At 58.1% G+C, this 16,229-nt stretch carries 19 protein-coding genes; 6 read left to right on the forward strand and 13 right to left on the reverse strand.

What is annotated here, in order from left to right; translation table 11 throughout:
• Position 1 precedes the first annotated feature (1 nt).
• Positions 2-1,102: a cystathionine gamma-lyase gene (locus ACR0M3_RS14980; protein ID WP_480911486.1), complete on the forward strand. Its 1,101-nt coding sequence runs from the start codon at positions 2-4 to the stop codon at positions 1,100-1,102.
• On the opposite strand, the gene ACR0M3_RS14985 is transcribed toward ACR0M3_RS14980, so the two are convergent.
• Complete coding sequence (locus tag ACR0M3_RS14985) at positions 1,103-1,486, reverse strand: hypothetical protein (RefSeq protein WP_267363718.1); 384 nt, start codon at positions 1,484-1,486, stop codon at positions 1,103-1,105.
• Between the two features lie 160 nt (positions 1,487-1,646).
• On the opposite strand from ACR0M3_RS14985, the gene ACR0M3_RS14990 reads away from it, so the two are divergent.
• The 3 genes from ACR0M3_RS14990 (at position 1,647) to ACR0M3_RS15000 (ending at position 4,625) form a co-directional block, all read left to right on the forward strand.
• Entirely contained in the window at positions 1,647-2,567 is a 921-nt protein-coding gene (locus ACR0M3_RS14990; RefSeq protein ID WP_480488548.1) for a DnaJ C-terminal domain-containing protein, read from the forward strand.
• A complete protein-coding gene (locus tag ACR0M3_RS14995) occupies positions 2,564-2,902 on the forward strand; it encodes a hypothetical protein (protein WP_480484160.1) in 339 nt (112 codons plus the stop codon). Before ACR0M3_RS14990 ends, ACR0M3_RS14995 begins: the two co-directional genes overlap by 4 nt.
• A 64-nt stretch (positions 2,903-2,966) precedes the next feature.
• Positions 2,967-4,625, forward strand: a complete 1,659-nt coding sequence (locus tag ACR0M3_RS15000) for a U32 family peptidase (protein WP_480539660.1) — start codon at positions 2,967-2,969, stop codon at positions 4,623-4,625.
• On the opposite strand, the gene ACR0M3_RS15005 is transcribed toward ACR0M3_RS15000, so the two are convergent.
• The 4 genes from ACR0M3_RS15005 to ACR0M3_RS15020 all read right to left on the reverse strand — a co-directional run bounded on the left by ACR0M3_RS15005 (position 4,622) and on the right by ACR0M3_RS15020 (position 7,463).
• A complete protein-coding gene (locus ACR0M3_RS15005; RefSeq protein ID WP_480900497.1) occupies positions 4,622-5,242 on the reverse strand; it encodes a cytochrome P460 family protein in 621 nt (206 codons plus the stop codon). The two genes, ACR0M3_RS15000 and ACR0M3_RS15005, sit on opposite strands and share 4 nt — an antisense overlap.
• A gap of 286 nt (positions 5,243-5,528) precedes the next feature.
• Entirely contained in the window at positions 5,529-6,716 is a 1,188-nt protein-coding gene (rlmN, locus tag ACR0M3_RS15010; protein WP_480911489.1) for a dual-specificity RNA methyltransferase RlmN, read from the reverse strand.
• A gap of 93 nt (positions 6,717-6,809) precedes the next feature.
• On the reverse strand, positions 6,810-7,187 hold the full coding sequence (locus ACR0M3_RS15015; RefSeq protein WP_480911491.1) for a lysozyme inhibitor LprI family protein: 378 nt from the start codon (positions 7,185-7,187) through the stop codon (positions 6,810-6,812).
• 108 nt (positions 7,188-7,295) lie between these two features.
• Complete coding sequence (locus tag ACR0M3_RS15020) at positions 7,296-7,463, reverse strand: hypothetical protein (protein ID WP_267364300.1); 168 nt, start codon at positions 7,461-7,463, stop codon at positions 7,296-7,298.
• 438 nt (positions 7,464-7,901) lie between these two features.
• Here ACR0M3_RS15020 and ACR0M3_RS15025 point away from each other — a divergent pair, with 438 nt between their 5' ends.
• Positions 7,902-8,399 (forward strand): DinB family protein, encoded by a 498-nt coding sequence (locus ACR0M3_RS15025; protein WP_480886985.1) that lies wholly within the window; start codon positions 7,902-7,904, stop codon positions 8,397-8,399.
• A gap of 81 nt (positions 8,400-8,480) precedes the next feature.
• Here ACR0M3_RS15025 and ACR0M3_RS15030 read toward each other — a convergent pair whose 3' ends face one another.
• Positions 8,481-9,017: an invasion associated locus B family protein gene (locus tag ACR0M3_RS15030; RefSeq protein ID WP_209505046.1), complete on the reverse strand. Its 537-nt coding sequence runs from the start codon at positions 9,015-9,017 to the stop codon at positions 8,481-8,483.
• A 179-nt stretch (positions 9,018-9,196) separates the two neighbouring features.
• On the opposite strand from ACR0M3_RS15030, the gene ACR0M3_RS15035 reads away from it, so the two are divergent.
• On the forward strand, positions 9,197-10,195 hold the full coding sequence (locus ACR0M3_RS15035; protein WP_480488530.1) for an asparaginase: 999 nt from the start codon (positions 9,197-9,199) through the stop codon (positions 10,193-10,195).
• A gap of 5 nt (positions 10,196-10,200) precedes the next feature.
• Here ACR0M3_RS15035 and ACR0M3_RS15040 read toward each other — a convergent pair whose 3' ends face one another.
• The 7 genes from ACR0M3_RS15040 to ACR0M3_RS15070 all read right to left on the reverse strand — a co-directional run bounded on the left by ACR0M3_RS15040 (position 10,201) and on the right by ACR0M3_RS15070 (position 15,940).
• A complete protein-coding gene (locus ACR0M3_RS15040; protein ID WP_267364302.1) occupies positions 10,201-10,521 on the reverse strand; it encodes a YciI family protein in 321 nt (106 codons plus the stop codon).
• A 22-nt stretch (positions 10,522-10,543) separates the two neighbouring features.
• Positions 10,544-10,972 carry an SRPBCC family protein gene (locus ACR0M3_RS15045; RefSeq protein ID WP_480493916.1) on the reverse strand — a complete coding sequence of 143 codons (429 nt, stop codon included), beginning with the start codon at positions 10,970-10,972 and terminating at the stop codon, positions 10,544-10,546.
• A complete protein-coding gene (locus tag ACR0M3_RS15050) occupies positions 10,960-11,289 on the reverse strand; it encodes an ArsR/SmtB family transcription factor (RefSeq protein ID WP_480911493.1) in 330 nt (109 codons plus the stop codon). Before ACR0M3_RS15050 ends, ACR0M3_RS15045 begins: the two co-directional genes overlap by 13 nt.
• 41 nt (positions 11,290-11,330) lie before the next feature.
• Positions 11,331-12,209: a phosphoserine phosphatase SerB gene (gene serB / locus ACR0M3_RS15055; protein WP_480911495.1), complete on the reverse strand. Its 879-nt coding sequence runs from the start codon at positions 12,207-12,209 to the stop codon at positions 11,331-11,333.
• A gap of 35 nt (positions 12,210-12,244) precedes the next feature.
• Positions 12,245-12,973: a metallophosphoesterase family protein gene (locus ACR0M3_RS15060; RefSeq protein ID WP_480911496.1), complete on the reverse strand. Its 729-nt coding sequence runs from the start codon at positions 12,971-12,973 to the stop codon at positions 12,245-12,247.
• A gap of 120 nt (positions 12,974-13,093) precedes the next feature.
• Positions 13,094-14,689, reverse strand: a complete 1,596-nt coding sequence (gene serA / locus ACR0M3_RS15065) for a phosphoglycerate dehydrogenase (protein ID WP_480911498.1) — start codon at positions 14,687-14,689, stop codon at positions 13,094-13,096.
• A 96-nt stretch (positions 14,690-14,785) separates the two neighbouring features.
• Positions 14,786-15,940 carry a phosphoserine transaminase gene (locus ACR0M3_RS15070; protein WP_480911500.1) on the reverse strand — a complete coding sequence of 385 codons (1,155 nt, stop codon included), beginning with the start codon at positions 15,938-15,940 and terminating at the stop codon, positions 14,786-14,788.
• Positions 15,941-16,229 lie beyond the last annotated feature (289 nt).

Raw genomic sequence — 16,229 nt, forward strand, 5'->3', positions numbered from 1 at the left:
GATGAAAACTCCAAAGACAGGCGAAATGCTCCACCTGCGTGGCAACGCGTTGTCAAAAGGCGAACCCGTCGCCCTTCCGCTGACGCAAAGCAGCATGTTCCATCTGCCCGGTGCGCCGGACGGCCACCCGACCTATGGCCGTGTCGATAACCCCACCTGGGTACATCTTGAGCATGTTTTGTCGCATCTGGAAGACGCGCCTTGCCTCAGCTTCCCGTCCGGCATGGCCGCGATTTCTGCGGCTCTGTTTGCAACGGTGCAAGCCGGTTCGCGCCTTCTGATCCCTTCGGACGGGTACTATGTCACCCGTCTGCTGGCGGACCGGTTCCTTTCGCGTCTTGGCGTGACAGTTGAAGAGCGCCCGACCACTGCGTTTGCCGCAGGTGGTTTTGACGGGTTTGACGTTGTGTTCGTCGAAAGCCCTTCGAACCCCGGTCTGGACATGATTGACCTGAAAGCCACAGCCGAACAGGTGCGGTCTGCTGGCGGGGTGACGATTGCCGACAATACGACGATGACGCCGTTGGGTCAGCGTCCGTTGGATTTGGACATCGACGTGGTCGTGTCGTCCGACACCAAAGCGATGGGCGGGCATTCCGACATGCTGATGGGCCATGTGGCCAGCCGCAACAGTGACATCATGGAACGGGTCGAGGAATGGCGGAAGGTCTCCGGCTCGATCCCCGGACCGCATGAGGCATGGTTGCTGCATCGCGGGTTGGAAACGCTGGATGTCCGGTTCGACCGGATGTGCAATTCGGCTCAGGTAATAGCAGAACGGTTGGCAGTTCACCCAGCGGTCAAACAGGTCCGCTATCCCGGGCTGGCCAATGATCCATCGCACGCACTGGCGCAGGCACAAACGGCACGGTTCGGATTTCTGCTATCCTTGACTTTGGAGAGCGAAGACAAGGCCGAAGCCTTCATCAACACCTGCCCGCTTTTGCGCCCCGCCACATCCTTCGGAGGTGTTCACAGCTCGGCCGAACGCCGCGCGCGATGGGGTGATATGGTCGACCCGGCCTTCATCCGCCTGTCCGTTGGATGCGAACCGGTGGACGAACTGTGGCAGGCGATCGAGGCCAGCCTGAACGCGCTGTGATTACTTCTTCGCGGCACGCAGGTCCTTGAAAACGTAGATCGGCAGCACCACGCTGGCGATCAGCGCCCCCAGCCAGACAAGCAGCGTCGCCGCCAGCAGGTTCGAGATACCACCAACGGTCAGCCCCGACGCGATGAGGTCGGTCACCAGCAGGCCCACAAATGTCACGACCAGGGCAATCCCGCCTTTCAATGCGGGCGCTTTCTTTTCGCCAAGCTTCAGTATCAAGGGCTCGGCGATCACCTGAACGACGGTGAAAACGATCACAACCACGATAAATGAGATCGGTTTGATCGCGAAACCGGACAGTATCAGCGAAGCCAGCAACAGCCCGATGGCATTGCCGGCCAGCAGGGCCAAAGCGGATTTGATTCTGCGCGACATGGGATGGCCTCCGTCAATCTACAATCAGAAATATGAAGATATTAGCAGGCTTCTGAGTTTTTTCGAGACAATTCAATCGCCTCTTCCTTTTGACCCGTTGAAAACACGTGGTAGAACACATTCATCAAGATCAGACCTGTCCCTGACCCGTGAGTGTGAGATGAGCGACGATCCCTATTCCGTCCTTGGCGTATCGAAAGACGCCAGTGCCGACGAAATCAAGAAAGCCTACAGGCGTATTGCCAAGGAGTGCCACCCGGACCTGAAACCCGGCGATGCCAAGGCCGAGGCCAAATTCAAGGCCGCAGCTGCAGCGTATGACATGCTGAAAGATCCTGAAACCCGCGCCCGTTACGACAATGGCGAAATCGACGCATCGGGTCAGGAACGCCCGCAACAACACTATTACCGGGACTATGCCGAGGCCGCTGGAAACCCCTATCGCGGGCGTCAGGCGGACCCGGACGACATGTCGGACATCTTTGCTGAATTCATGCGCGGCCGCGGTGGATTTGGCGGCCAGCAAAGGCATGAGTTTCATGCGCCGGGGCATAACCTGAACTATTCCCTTCAGATCAGCTTTCTGGATGCCGTGTTTGGCGCCAGCCAGAAACTGACGCTACCAGACGGCAACCGGATCGAGGTCAAGATCCCCGCCGGCATAACAGAAGGTCAGACCATCCGTCTGCGCGGCAAGGGTGCTCCGGGTTATGGCGAAGGCCCTCCGGGGGATGCGTTGGTGACCGTCACGGTCGCCAAACATCCGGTGTTTGACCGTCAGGGCGACGACATCCATATCACGCTGCCGATCAGCATCGATGAGGCCATTCTGGGCGGGAAAGTCGCCGCCCCCACCATCGATGGCGGTGTGAACGTCAATGTTCCGGCGGGCACAAGCAGCGGCAAAACCCTTCGCCTGCGCGGCAAGGGGGTGAAGAAACGCGGCTCGTCCCTGCGCGGAGACCAACTGATCGAATTGACTGTCTCGATGCCCGACAAGATCGATGATGATCTCAGGCAGTTCATGGAGACATGGCGCGAAACGCACCGCTACGATCCGCGGAAAGGAATGCCGTCATGACCCTGACCGAAAAGGAACTGATCGAAACCGTCTCGCGCCTGACCTCGGACCGCCTAACCGAGTATCTTGCGGCCGAAATCGTGATCCCTGAACAATCGGAGCAGGGGCTGGTCTATCACAGTATCGACGTTGCCCGGCTGGAACTGGCTTGCGAGTTGCACGAGCAATACGACATGGAGGCCGATGCGCTGTCGATGATGATCTCATTGATTGATCAGATGCATGGGCTGCGCGCTGAACTGCGTGAGGTTCTGAACGCAGTCGAGGCGCAACCCGAGCCGGTGCGCCAACAACTGATCGAGGTCATTGGCACAGCGCGGTTCCGTCGCAGATAACAGGGTTTTGGGCGCAATGATTTTGGCGTAGAAGGCCGCCTTGATCCTTTGTCAGGTAGCTTCCATGACCCAGCCCAGATCCGAATTGCTGATGCCTGCGGGCAATCTGCGCAAACTTAAGCTCGCCATCCTCTATGGGGCAGACGCCGTGTATCTGGGTACGCCGGATATGTCGCTGCGCACCAAGTCCGAGTTTTCGCTGGACGAGGTGATTGAAGGGGTCGAGTTCTGTCACAGCCATGGTCGGCGCGCCTACCTGACACTGAACTTGTTCTCGCATAACAAAGACATCCCGAAGCTGGACGAATACATCGACACGGTGCGCAAGGTGCAGCCCGACGGGTTGATCATCGCCGATCCAGGCGTGTTCCAATACGTCCGCGAGCGCGCGCCCGAACTGCCGCTGCATATCTCGACCCAGGCCAATATCTGTTCGTGGCTGTCGGTGAAGTTCTGGCAGGATCAGGGGGCCGAGCTGGTGGTTCTGGCGCGTGAGGTTTCCTATCCCGAACTGGTCGAGATCCGTGAGAAGTGCCCTGATATCAAGCTAGAATCCTTCGTGCACGGTGCTATGTGCATGACCTATTCGGGCCGTTGTCTGCTGTCGAATTTCATGGCCGAACGCGGGGCCAACCAGGGCAACTGCGCCAATTCCTGTCGCTGGAACTATGGTCTGAAACTGCGCCTCAAGGATGGCACACATCAGGAGCTGCGTATCACCGAGGAAAACGCCGACCTGTTCGAATTCCTGCTGGAAGAAGGCTGCCGCCCCGGTGACCTGATGCCCATCGAAGAGGATGATCGCGGCTCGTACATCCTCAACTCACGCGACCTCTGCATCATGCCGAAGCTGGATGAGTACCTGAAAATCGGTGTCGACAGCCTCAAGGTCGAAGGGCGCGGCAAATCGGAATACTACGCCGCGATCGTCGCACGGGCCTATCGTATGGCGATAGATGACTATTTCGCGGACCCCGAAAACTGGGACCCCAAGCCTTACATGCGTGAGCTCGAAACCGTCGGGAATCGCGGCTATACGCTGGCCTTCCACGAAGGGCGGCTGACCAATTACGCCCATGATTACGAACACACCGCATCCATCGCGCAATGGGAATATGCCGGGATCGTCACCGAAGTGACCGAGGATGCCTTTCTGGTCGAGGTGAAGAACAAGCTGGAACCGGGTGATGTGCTGGATTTCGTCTCGCCAGTTGCGCGCGACACGGTTCTGCTGCGGGTTTATGATTTCGAACGCGCCCATGATGGCGCACGGCTGGACGTCGTGCATGGCAGCACAAAAACCATCATTCGGATGCCTTTCACCCTGTTTGATCACGAGGATATCGACGATCTGCGCGCCCGTTTTCCGGTCTATTCAGTGCTGCGCAAGGAACGCGCCCTGACCGACGAACACTGGAGCCGCATTCGCTTTGACAAGCTCGTGCAGGGATTGGAAACCACCGGTCGCGACAACACAACTGCCTATGCAGGCCGTCGCGATGATCTGATTGAAAAGATTGGCCTAGACGGTAACGAACGCCGGTTCAAGACAAACCGCATCGGCACGGAAGGATGCTGCGGCAAGGGCTGCAACGGATGCCTGATCTTCTGGCAAGATGACAAATACGCGTTGGCCCGCGAGGTGCTGTCCAAACGGAAGCAAGGCGAACAGCTCAGCCGCCGTGAGGCGACAGAACTCAAGCTGCCGGGTGAACCGGCTTAGTTTCCCACCCGATATTCTTCGGGGATAAAGAACGTATAGTCGCGATCCGCCACTTGTTCGTGACAGACGTGGCAATAGGCAACTTCGCTGGCACGGGCGCCCATGGTATCGCCAAACAAGGACCCGTCCGGCAGCACCATGATATAACGCCAGTCAGCGGTGTTCGGGCTGGTACCCTCTGGCAGTTTTTCCATTATGAACATGGCACCGGGATGTATGTGACCTTCATCGGTCACCGTCATGCTGTCCTTGGCAAGCACCGATCCCACGGGCAGTTCTTCGCCCTGTCGCAATGTCCCATAGTTGTGCGCCATTCGGTTGGCATACGTGTTGACGAAACGCTGTCCGTGTGTGGCCGAGATATATGGCGCGTCGTTGAAAAGCGGCCAGCTTTGGTAGTTTAGAACCAGATCCAGTTGCGCCGCAGCATACCCCCGTGCCATGCGGCGGCTGAGCGAATGGTAGTGGGCCGCGGCCTCATCCTTGCTTAGCTCTGCCGGGTTTTCGATCGCTATGTGGGCGTTGTGACCATCTGCCGTTGCCAGTCCTGAAGAAATCAGAAGTATCGCGCACGCAATGGCCTTGTGCTGGAGAATTATTCGAAGATACGAGTCCATTATTACGACCCACCTGAAAATCAGTTCGCCTGAGCGCCACGTGACGACAGTGTTCTTATTGTAGCGGCTCCGGGAACTCTTACCAGCTCAGGTCCCGGAATCTCACCGCCTTGTGCATCGATTTGAACCTGCATCCTGCGGCATTGAATCATTAAAATATAGCAAATTATGCATATTGAATCAGCATCTGAAACATTAAGTTTACAGGCACACTTCATGCGTGCAGGCGGTCATCTTGGACAATCAAAGCACGACCACCCGATCCATGATGAACCGAACAGAAAAACTACGGGGTTAAACCGGCTTCGGACTCAATTTGTTTGCGCGATTTGCGGGCACGTTCGGTTGCCGATTTCAACTGACCGCACGCCGCCATGATATCCTCGCCCCGTGTCTTGCGAATGGGAGAGGCGTAGCCTGCCTGATAGATGATGTTGGCAAAAGCGCGGATGCGGTTGTTCGAGCTGCGCTTGTACGGCGCGCCGGGCCATTCGTTAAACGGGATCAGGTTGATCTTGGCCGGAATTTTGTGACGCTTGATGTGGTCGATCAAACGATGGGCATCCGCGTCGCTGTCATTCACACCGTCCAGCATCACGTATTCGAACGTGATCCGCTCGGAGTTCGAGGCATTGGGATAGCTGGCCAGCGCCTGCAACAACTCCTCGATATTCCAGCGTTTATTGATTGGAACCAGAACGTCGCGGGTTTCATCCGTGGTTGCATGGAACGAGATCGCCAGCAGACAGCCGATTTCCTCAGCCGTGCGCGCAATTTCGGGTACCACTCCACTGGTCGACAGCGTAATGCGGCGGCGCGACAGGGAAATCCCCTCGGGGTCCATCGCGATCTTCATCGCATCGCGGACGTTTTCGAAATTGTATAGCGGCTCGCCCATTCCCATCAGAACGATGTTTGACAGAAGGCGCGTTTCATCCTTTGGCGCACCGGGGGTCGGCCATTCGTCAAGATCGTCGCGCGCCATCATGATCTGCCCGACAATTTCTGCAGATGTTAAATTACGTACAAGTTTCTGGGTGCCGGTATGACAAAACGAACATGTCAACGTACATCCGACCTGAGACGATATGCACAGCGTTCCGCGATCTTCCTCGGGGATGTAGACCACCTCGACCTCGTGCCCACCCGCGATCCGGCACAGATATTTGCGGGTGCCGTCCTCGGACACCTGTCGGGTCACGACCTCAGGAATCTCGACCACAAAGTTTTCGGCCAGTTGCGCACGGTACGCTTTGGCGAGATTCGTCATCTGGGAAAAATCGCGCACGCCCCATTGATAGATCCACTGCCAGATCTGACCGGTACGCATCTTTGCCTGCTTTTCGGGCGTACCATGTTCGATCAGGACCTCGCGCAAACGGTCGCGGGTGAGACCGACAAGGTTCACCTTCCCCTCGGGCAATTTGCGAGGGAGGGTCATGAAGTCTTGAGTGATCGGCGCTTTGGGCGACATTGTGGTACCTGCTGAGGCGTATCTTCAAGGATTCTGGCTTGGGATGCGCCTCTATATAGGAACCTGTGCAAAGATCAAAAGGAATCGTTTCAGTCAGTTGGCAAAACTCAACAGTTCTTCAACGCGTGCCCGCCCTAAATTCACCCGGCATGATGTGATTGCGATACCTGTACCCGAACCGCCACCAAACGACGCGCCGACGGCGGTGCAATGCGTGTCACGATAGGTTTCCCAGGCCTGCTGCGCCGCTATGAGGGCAGGTTCAGCCTCTTTCCGCCCGGTGACCTCGTCCAGCTCCTTGGCAGATTGTACCGCCAAATCAAAACTCACCTGCAGAGCGCGCGAGACCCGTGCTTCCATCTGTCCGACGCAGGATCCGATTTCGACTTGTGATCCGGCGTCGGAACATTCCAACGCCGGGTCGGCGGTTGCGGTGGCTGGCAAAAGCAGCGCGATCAAGATCAGACGCATGGCCGTCTCATTCATCTATTCAGCAGGGATCAGGCCAGAGTAACATGTTTTGCCAGAAAGGTTTAGATGCCGGTTGGCCCCCTAAACCAACGGAAATGCTGTTCCGCGTCAGACACCCGCGGGTGGGACATAGCAATCTTCGGCATCCAGGGTCTTGACCGGATCGTTCGGTCCGCATTGTTCGCCGGTTACAGGATATGTCTCGCCCTTGTTTTCGCAGGCACTCAGCAGCATGGCTGATATCATCATCAACGCGACAAGAGATTTGTTCAGCATGGTGGCAACTCCTTGGTTTCTCTTGAACTGATTAGTTCGGAAATCGTCAGAGCTCACATTGATACGGATCAAGTAAACGGGTTGATCCTGCGTAAAGTTGCATCTTGCGCTCTGGGGTGAGTAACAGTGCTGTTCCACGTTGTGATTGAGTTCTGCGGTGTTGAAGGTTCCCCATCTCAGAGGGTTTCAACATAGCTACGACGGAAGCGCTTGTGTGGCATACTGTTTGAATGCGGAGCGTACCGAAAGCGGCGCTCGGTGATACTGAACCCCGACATGCACAAATAAGAAAAAGCTTACGCAAAGTCGGTGGCGCATCTAACATGGCGTCACGCGGCGGCGCGCTAGCCTGCCCGTTTGAAGGCGCAATTTGCTCAATGCCAATGCTAAGCGCCCCATCTTTCCACAATCCCTTCAATAGAACTAAGGTCATTGAAAATGATTTCAGCCGAATATTGCCAACTCATGGCACGCTACAACAGCTGGCAAAACTCCTCACTCGTTACAGCGGCCAACGAATTGACAAATGCCGAGCGTTGGATGGATCGAGGCGCTTTTTTTCAGTCCATCGCCGGGACATTGAACCACCTCTATTGGGCCGACGCGCTTATCCTTGAGCGCATTAAAGGCAATGAACGCCCACAAGATACGATCACACACTCACTAACCAGTCCAACAGACTGGTCTGAGTTCAAAAGCTTACGCATAGAACGAGACGCGGAAATCGAACGGTGGGCAGCCAGTACAACCGACACAGATCTCAAGGGCGCGATCAAATGGTACCCTCCGGACGGCTCTGCCAAAATTGAAATGCCGAAAGCTGTCTGTGTCGTTCAGCTTTTCAACCACCAAACCCATCACCGGGGACAGGTACATGCCATGCTCACTGCGACAGGGGTAACTCCTGAACCAACGGACATTTCAGGAATGCCGTAGCAATTGCTGAACGCCGTTGACCGTAGCCAATCAAAAAAAAAGCCCCGCCAAAGACGGGACCATTTGCTTAGGCCGGGGTGCTTATTTGGTGCAGCGCTTTTCGGCGTCTTCGATTGCTGCGGTGAAGCCCAGCAACGAGAAAGTGTCCTTGGTTTGTGTGCCGCGTTCGGACCGGGCAGTCAGAACAGCCTCGGTTCCGCGTTTCAGCGCGGTGACGATCTTGGCGTCATCTGCATCTGATGCGGGCCAGGCCCACTCACCTTCGGTGAACAGTTCAAACTCGGACCCGTCGACATTCAGGTTCACCGTCGATCCAGGAGCAAACGGGTAGCCGCCGGTAAAGGTCACTTGTCCTTTGACCTCGGCATTGGGGCGATAGAACACAAACAACAGGATGTCGCTGCGCCGAACGGATACGACACGCCCGCCCCGGGTGTTCACGGTTTCCTTGGGGGCCGAAACGCTCCAGCATTCGGTGGGATCATCTTCGACAAAAACGCTCCAGTCCGTTTTTGCAGCAACCCGGTTTGTGCTTGTCGCCTGTTGGGCGAGTGCAGACGTTGCGGCGATGCCTGCCACACACAGGCCCGCAATCGTACGAACGAGCATTGATCCCATTTGTCCAGCCTCCTAGCTCGACCGATACCTCAAATCCATCGGACATGGCTGCGAACCCTTCCGGCCCGTCTATTCCGTTGCGCATTCCGATGATTGCCGACATACACACACTAACGCAGGTTTCGCCACAGGCGAAAGGGCGATTGGCAGATTTTTGCGCATAAATTTCGGAGGTCCTGATGACGCAGCCCGTAGCAATGACAGAACTGTGGCGCGGCAAGTTGCTGGAAAGCCTGCATCTTGGCCACGCGGTCATCTGCGACGACACCGGCCAGATCGTGCGCAGCTGGGGCGACCCGCAAGCGGTTATCTATCCGCGCTCATCCGCCAAGATGATTCAGGCGCTTCCGCTGGTCACGTCAGGAGCCGCGGCAAAATACGGATTGAACAGCGAACATCTTGCGCTGGCCTGCGCGTCACACAACGGGGCCGCGATCCATACCGACCGCGTGACGGCGTGGCTTGATCATCTGGGGCTGAGCGAGCACGACTTGCGCTGCGGGCCACAGGAGCCAGCGGACACCGCAGCGCGGGATCGGCTGATCCTGGCGGATGACACCCCGTGCCAGATCCACAACAACTGTTCCGGCAAGCATTGTGGTTTCCTGACACTGGGTCAGCATTTGGGCGCAGGGCCGGAATATCTGGAAATCGATCACCCGGTGCAGCAGGCCTGCCTGTCTGCCATCGAAGAGACGTCAGGCGAAACCAGCCCCGGTTACGGTATTGACGGCTGTTCCGCCCCGAATTTCGCCGTGTCGCTGGCCGGGCTGGCCCGGTCGATGGCGTGGTTCGCAAGCGCCTCGGATCGGTCCGACCGTTCCAGCGAGGCGGCGGTTCAGTTGGTGGCAGCCATGGTGAAACATCCGGAACTGGTTGCCGGTGAGACCCGTGCCTGCACCGAACTGATGCGCGCCATGAACGGGCGCGTCGCCATCAAGACCGGGGCCGAGGCGGTGTTTGTGGCCATCATCCCGGAAAAACGCATGGGCGTTGCGCTGAAGATCACCGATGGCACCACACGGGCCAGCGAATGCGCCATCGCCGCTATTCTGGTGAGCCTAGGTGTGCTGGAGGCCGATCACCCGGCCACCCGCAAATTCATGAACGCCACACAATACAGCCGCCGGGGGCTGGAATGCGGCGTGATCAAACCTGCGCCGGGTTTCCCCGGCTAAGGCCCCTACATCTCGATCTCGTGCACCTCGGCCACCTCGACCGAGCCCGAGCCATTGACGACCATCGGACAGCCCTTGGCCATCTCGGTCGCGGCTTCGATGCTGTCGGCCTTGATCACGGTAAAGCCCGAGGCCGGGTTTGCGCCGCCATTGTCGACAACCCCGCTGCTGCTGACCGTATAGGACTGTCCGACCGGGTTGCCGGGGATCTCTAACGCTTCGGCCATACCCTGAAACCAAGCGCCCCAAGCGGCCATGGTCGCCTCAATCTCGGCGGGGTCGGTCGGGGTGTGTCCCCCGTGATAAACAAACAAATACTGGGGCATATCGCTCCTCCCTGATGAAACCTTATTTGCACTTCGCTTCGAGTTTGCGCAGCGAAGACGTCCAGCCCTGATTGTGGTTCGCGGCTGCTTCGGCATCGGCCAGTTCGCGGTGGTCCAAAACCAAGCGTGACCCTGTGCCCGTCGCTGTGACTGTGAAGGAAACGTGGCTTTCGGCCCCGCGCTGATCCTGATCGTCATGCCAGCCCCAGGTAAACCCCACCGAGTTTGGCGGGTCGACATGCGTCACGTGGCCCGAGACCTTGTATTGCTGGCCCTCGCCGTTTTCCATGACCGAATACCACGGGCCGGTGCGCGAGAAATCCAGATTGTGTTCAGGCACGTGCATCCCTTCGGGCCCCCACCATTGCAACAACCGGCTGCCGTCGCTGATCCATGCAAACAGGTCTTCTGGGCTGACGGGGAAGTCCCGTTCCAGTTTCAGGTCGGCCATGAATTCTCCCTTTCGATAATATTACTGAGGCGATCGAGGCTGCTCTCCCAGAATTGCCGTTTGGAGATGGTCCAGTCGGCAATCATCCGCAGCCCGTCGGGCCGGATGGAGTACATCCGTTGGGTGCCCCGCACACGCTGCTGCACCAACCCTGCCTCGCGCAGCACCTTGAGGTGTCGCGAGATCGCAGCGCCGGATATTCCACGCCCTTCGATCAGGTCACCGGCGGGCAGTTCGCCCTGCTCCATCAGTTGCTCGACAATCGAGAACCGGGTGGCATCAGACAAAGCGGAAAAGGTGGTCAGAAGCGTGCTCATGACCTCTATTTAACACAAATGTTAAATAATGAAAAGCCCTGTCAGGATTCGACAAAATCCGTGCGACTGTACCCTTGCAGGTAAAGCAGTGCCGTCAGGTCGCCGTGATTCACCCGCACGTCGCATTTTGCGGCCACCGACGGTTTGGCATGAAGCGCAACCCCGGTCCCGGCCCGCCCCAGCATGCCCAGATCATTGGCCCCGTCGCCCACGGCGATCACGTCACTTTCGGACAGGCCAAGGCGTGTGGATATCTGTTCAAGCGCTTCGATCTTGGCCTGACGTCCCAGAATAGGGCGCGCCACATCGCCCGTCAGTTTGCCATCTGAGGCCAGCAAAGTGTTGGCGCGGTTTTCATCGAACCCCAACAGTTCTGCCACCCGCGCGGTGAAGGCGGTAAAGCCACCGGACACCAGTGCAGCATAGGCACCGTTGGCCCGCATTGTTGCCAGCAACGCCTGTCCGCCGGGCATCAGGGTGATCCGTTCGCGCAGGACTTTGCCAATGACGCTTTCATCCAGATCCTTCAGCAGACCAACCCGTTCGATCAGGGCACCTTCGAAATCCAGCTCTCCGTTCATGGCGCGGGCGGTGATGTCCTTGACCCTTTCGCCGACGCCAGCTTCGTCCGCCAGTTCATCAATGCATTCCTGCTGGATCATGGTGCTGTCCATATCGGCCAGCAGCATCTGTTTACGCCGCCCCTGTGCGGGCTGCACAATCAGGTCCACGCCCATGCCTTGCAGATCAGCCCAAACGTCCCAGCGATTGGCGGGCATGTCGCGCAGGTCAAACTCGACCGCCTCGTCCGGGCTGAGCCACAGGACATCCCCACCGCCCCACGCGTTGCGCAGCGATTCCGGCAGGGCGCGGTCCAGTGAGGGTGCAGCCGGGTTGGTCAGCAAAGTGGCGACGTACATATTCCAATCTCCAGTGTCATACCCATGCGGGACAGTCAGGGCGTCAACGGTTTTCGACCCTGTTCGGTCAGTTCCCAGCAATTCTGTCCCTCGAATACCGCGACGCCCGTCGGTCGTCCGTACCCGGCCCCCGTGTCCAGATTGATCCGGTTGCCATAATGCGTCGCCTGATCCACAGGCGTGTGTCCATGAACGATCAGTTTGGGATGCGGGCCTTGGTAGTCGTGGAAGTCCTGTCTGATCCAGATCAGATCACTTGCCTGCTGTTCATTCAGTGGCACACCCGGACGGATACCCGCATGAACAAAGGCAATCTCGGGCGTCTGATGCATCACCACCAGATCGCGCAGAAAGGTCAGGTGCGATTTCGGCACGGCTGCCTGTGCCATCCGGTGCAGGTTTTCAAGGCGGATCTGACCTTCGAATTCCACCCCATAGCTGCGCAGGGTTTCGACCCCGCCCAACCTGTCATGCAGCCAGTGGTATCCCACCAACAAATGCGGATCGTGGCGCGGCGTGTCCTCCATGAACCAGGCAAACATGCGGTCGTGATTGCCCAGCAGAGTGATCCAATTCCGACCCGCATCGCGCCCGGCAATCAGGCGGTCGATCAGCCCGCGACTGTCAGGGCCGCGATCCACGTAATCACCCAGAAACACGATCTGAGCGTCGGCGCCGCCATCGCTTTGGATCAGGGACAGCGCGCGCTCCAGCTCGGCCACCTGCCCGTGCAGATCACCAATAACATAGACAGGCTGTGTCATAGAAATACTCCGGATGTAATTTTCGCTTGCTTTTGCCCCAGATCGCTATCGGAGAGAACAATTGACCCGATCGCAGGTGCAACCGGGTCGCGAACTGTTCCTCAAACTCAACAGCCCCAATCAGGCGACGTCGAATTCCAGCGGCTTGATCTGCGTGAACAGGCCTGTTTCGGCAAGCTTCGCCCGCGCTTCGGCCGGGACCGGTTCGTCGACATAGAGCAATGCAATGGCTTCGCCTCCGGCCTCTGCGCGGCCGAGGGTAAAGTTGGCGATGTTGACGTTGTTTTCACCCATGGTTTGACCCAGCGTGCCGATGATGCCGGGCACGTCTTCGTTGGTGGTGTACAGCATATGAGCGCCGACCTCGGCATCGATATTGATGCCCTTGATCTGGATAAAGCGCGGCTTGCCATCGCTGAACACCGTGCCAGCGATCGACCGTTCACGCTTGTCCGTTACGACTGTGACTTTGATATAGCCATCAAAAACACCCGACTTGTCCTGATTGGTGGTCGAGATTTTGATCCCGCGCTCTTTCGCGACCACAGGGGCCGAGACCATGTTCACCTCGGGGTTGAACTTTTTCATGATCCCCGCGACCACCGAACAGTTCAGCGCAGCCAGGTTCATTTCAGCGGCCACACCGTCATAGAGGATGTTGATCGCCTTGACCGGTTCATCCGTCATCTGGCCGATGAAGCTGCCCAGATGACCTGCCAGCTTGATCCACGGCCCCATCAGCTTGGCTTCTTCCGCTGTCACGCTGGGCATGTTCAGCGCGTTCTCGACCGCGCCCGTCAGCAGGTAGTTCGAAATCTGTTCAGCCACCTGCAAGGCCACGTTCTCCTGCGCCTCGGTGGTCGCCGCGCCCAGATGGGGCGTGCAGACCACGTTGGGCAGGTTGAACAGCGCGTTATCCTTGGCGGGTTCCTCGCTGAACACGTCAAAGGCCGCTCCGGCAACATGACCGGATTGCAGCATTTCGGCCAGAGCCACTTCATCGACCAGACCGCCACGGGCACAGTTGATGATCCGTACACCCTTTTTGGTTTTGGCCAGATTCTCGCGGCTCAGGATGTTGCGGGTTTGATCCGTCAGCGGCACATGCAGGGTGATGAAATCGGCGCGCGCCAGCAGTTCGTCCAGCTCGACCTTTTCGACGCCCATCTTGGACGCTTTCTCTTCGCCCAGATAAGGATCATAAGCGATGACTTTCATCTTCAGGCCCAACGCACGTTCGCACACGATGCCACCAATGTTACCGGCACCGATCACGCCCAGTGTCTTGTTGGTCAGCTCGATCCCCATGAACTTGGACTTTTCCCACTTGCCCGCATGGGTCGAGGTGCTGGCCTCGGGGATTTGCCGCGCCACGGCGAACATCATCGCGATGGCGTGTTCGGCGGTGGTGATCATGTTGCCGAAGGGTGTGTTCATCACGATCACCCCTTTTTTCGAGGCCGCCTCTTTGTCGACATTGTCGGTGCCGATCCCGGCGCGGCCGATGACCTTCAGCCTGTCGGCTTTTTCCAGAAGGGTCGGTGTAACCTTGGTTGCCGAACGGATGGCGAGGCCATCGTATTGACCGATCACCTCGGCCAGCTTGTCTTTGTCTTTGCCCAGCTCGGGCATGAAATCCACGTCAATGCCACGGTCGCGGAAAATCTGCACTGCGGTTTCGCTGAGATTGTCGGATACGAGTACTTTGGGAGCCATTTTGGTTGGTCCTTTGAATTCTTCAGGGGGTAGCGGGTTGACGCCCGCCTTACATCAGTGATGGGGTAGGCCGGGCTTCAGCCCGGCACATGAAACTCAGGCAGCCTGCGCCTGCGCTTTGATCTCGGTCGCAAAGGCCCAGGCCAGCCAGGGCAGCATCGCCTCGATATCCGAGGTTTCAACCGTACCGCCGCACCAGATGCGTAGACCTGCTGGCGCGTCGCGATAGGCGCCGATATCCAGCGCGATATTCTCGGTCTCAAGCCGCTTGGCGACTGCCTTGGCAAAGGCTGCACCGTCCTGAATACGCGCGTCGGTGAACTTCAGGCAGACCGAAGTGTTCGACCGTGTCGCCTCATCCTCTGACAGGTTTGCGATCCAGCCGTTCTGGTCGCAGAACGCGTGTACCGCACCCGCATTGGCATCCGCACGCGCGATCAACCCCTGCAATCCGCCCACCGAGCGGGCCCAGTCCAGTGCAAAGAGATAATCTTCGACTGCCAGCATTGACGGCGTGTTGATCGTTGCCCCGGTAAAGATGCCTTCGATCAGTTTGCCGCCCTTGGTCAGGCGGAAAATCTTGGGCAACGGCCATGCGGGGGTATAGCTTTCCAGCCGTTCAACGGCGCGCGGGCTGAGGATCAGCATCCCGTGGGCCGCTTCGCCGCCCAGCACTTTCTGCCAGCTGAAGGTCGTTACATCCAGCTTGTCCCAGGGCAGATCCATCGCAAAGGCCGCCGAGGTTGCATCGCAGATCGTCAGGCCCTGACGGTCATCGGCAATCCAGTCGCCATTGGGTACCCGTACACCCGAGGTGGTGCCGTTCCATGTAAAGACCACGTCATTTGCGAAATCGACCGAGGCCAGATCAACGATCTGCCCGTAATCCGCGGTTTTCACCTCGGCGTCGATTTTCAACTGCTTGACCACATCGGTCACCCAGCCGGACCCAAAGCTTTCCCAGGCCAGCATCTCGACCTTGCGCGCACCCAGCAAAGACCACAGCGCCATTTCAACCGCGCCAGTGTCCGAGGCGGGAACGATGCCAATGCGGTAATCCGCCGGAATACCCAGAATCTCGCGCGTGCCTTCGATGGCCGCCTTCAGCTTGTCCTTGCCGACGGCGGCGCGGTGCGACCGGCCCAATGCGGCATCGGCCAGTTTTGTCAGGTCAAATGTGGGGGGTTTGGCACAGGGGCCCGAAGAAAAGCGCGGATTTGCCGGCCGCGTCGCCGGTTGTTCGATCGTCATGTGTATTACCCTTCCAGATACACGCCCCTCGTTGGGGAGGGGTGTCCCACGGACAGACCTAGGGGGCCTTCGCACCTGCAGCAAGCGGAAAAGACGCTTTACCGGGTAAAAACGACATCTGAAACGGGCACAAATCAGAACACGCGTTTCCGATTGGCGAAAAACCCCACCGATGTCTCGGCGGGGTTTGGTTGTGTTACTCAGCGGCGTCTTCGTATGCGTCCATTGGTGGGCATGTGCATACGAGGTTTCGGTCGCCGTATGCGTTGTCGACGCGGTTGACGGGGGA

The organism is Ruegeria sp. O5, assembly GCF_056535105.1.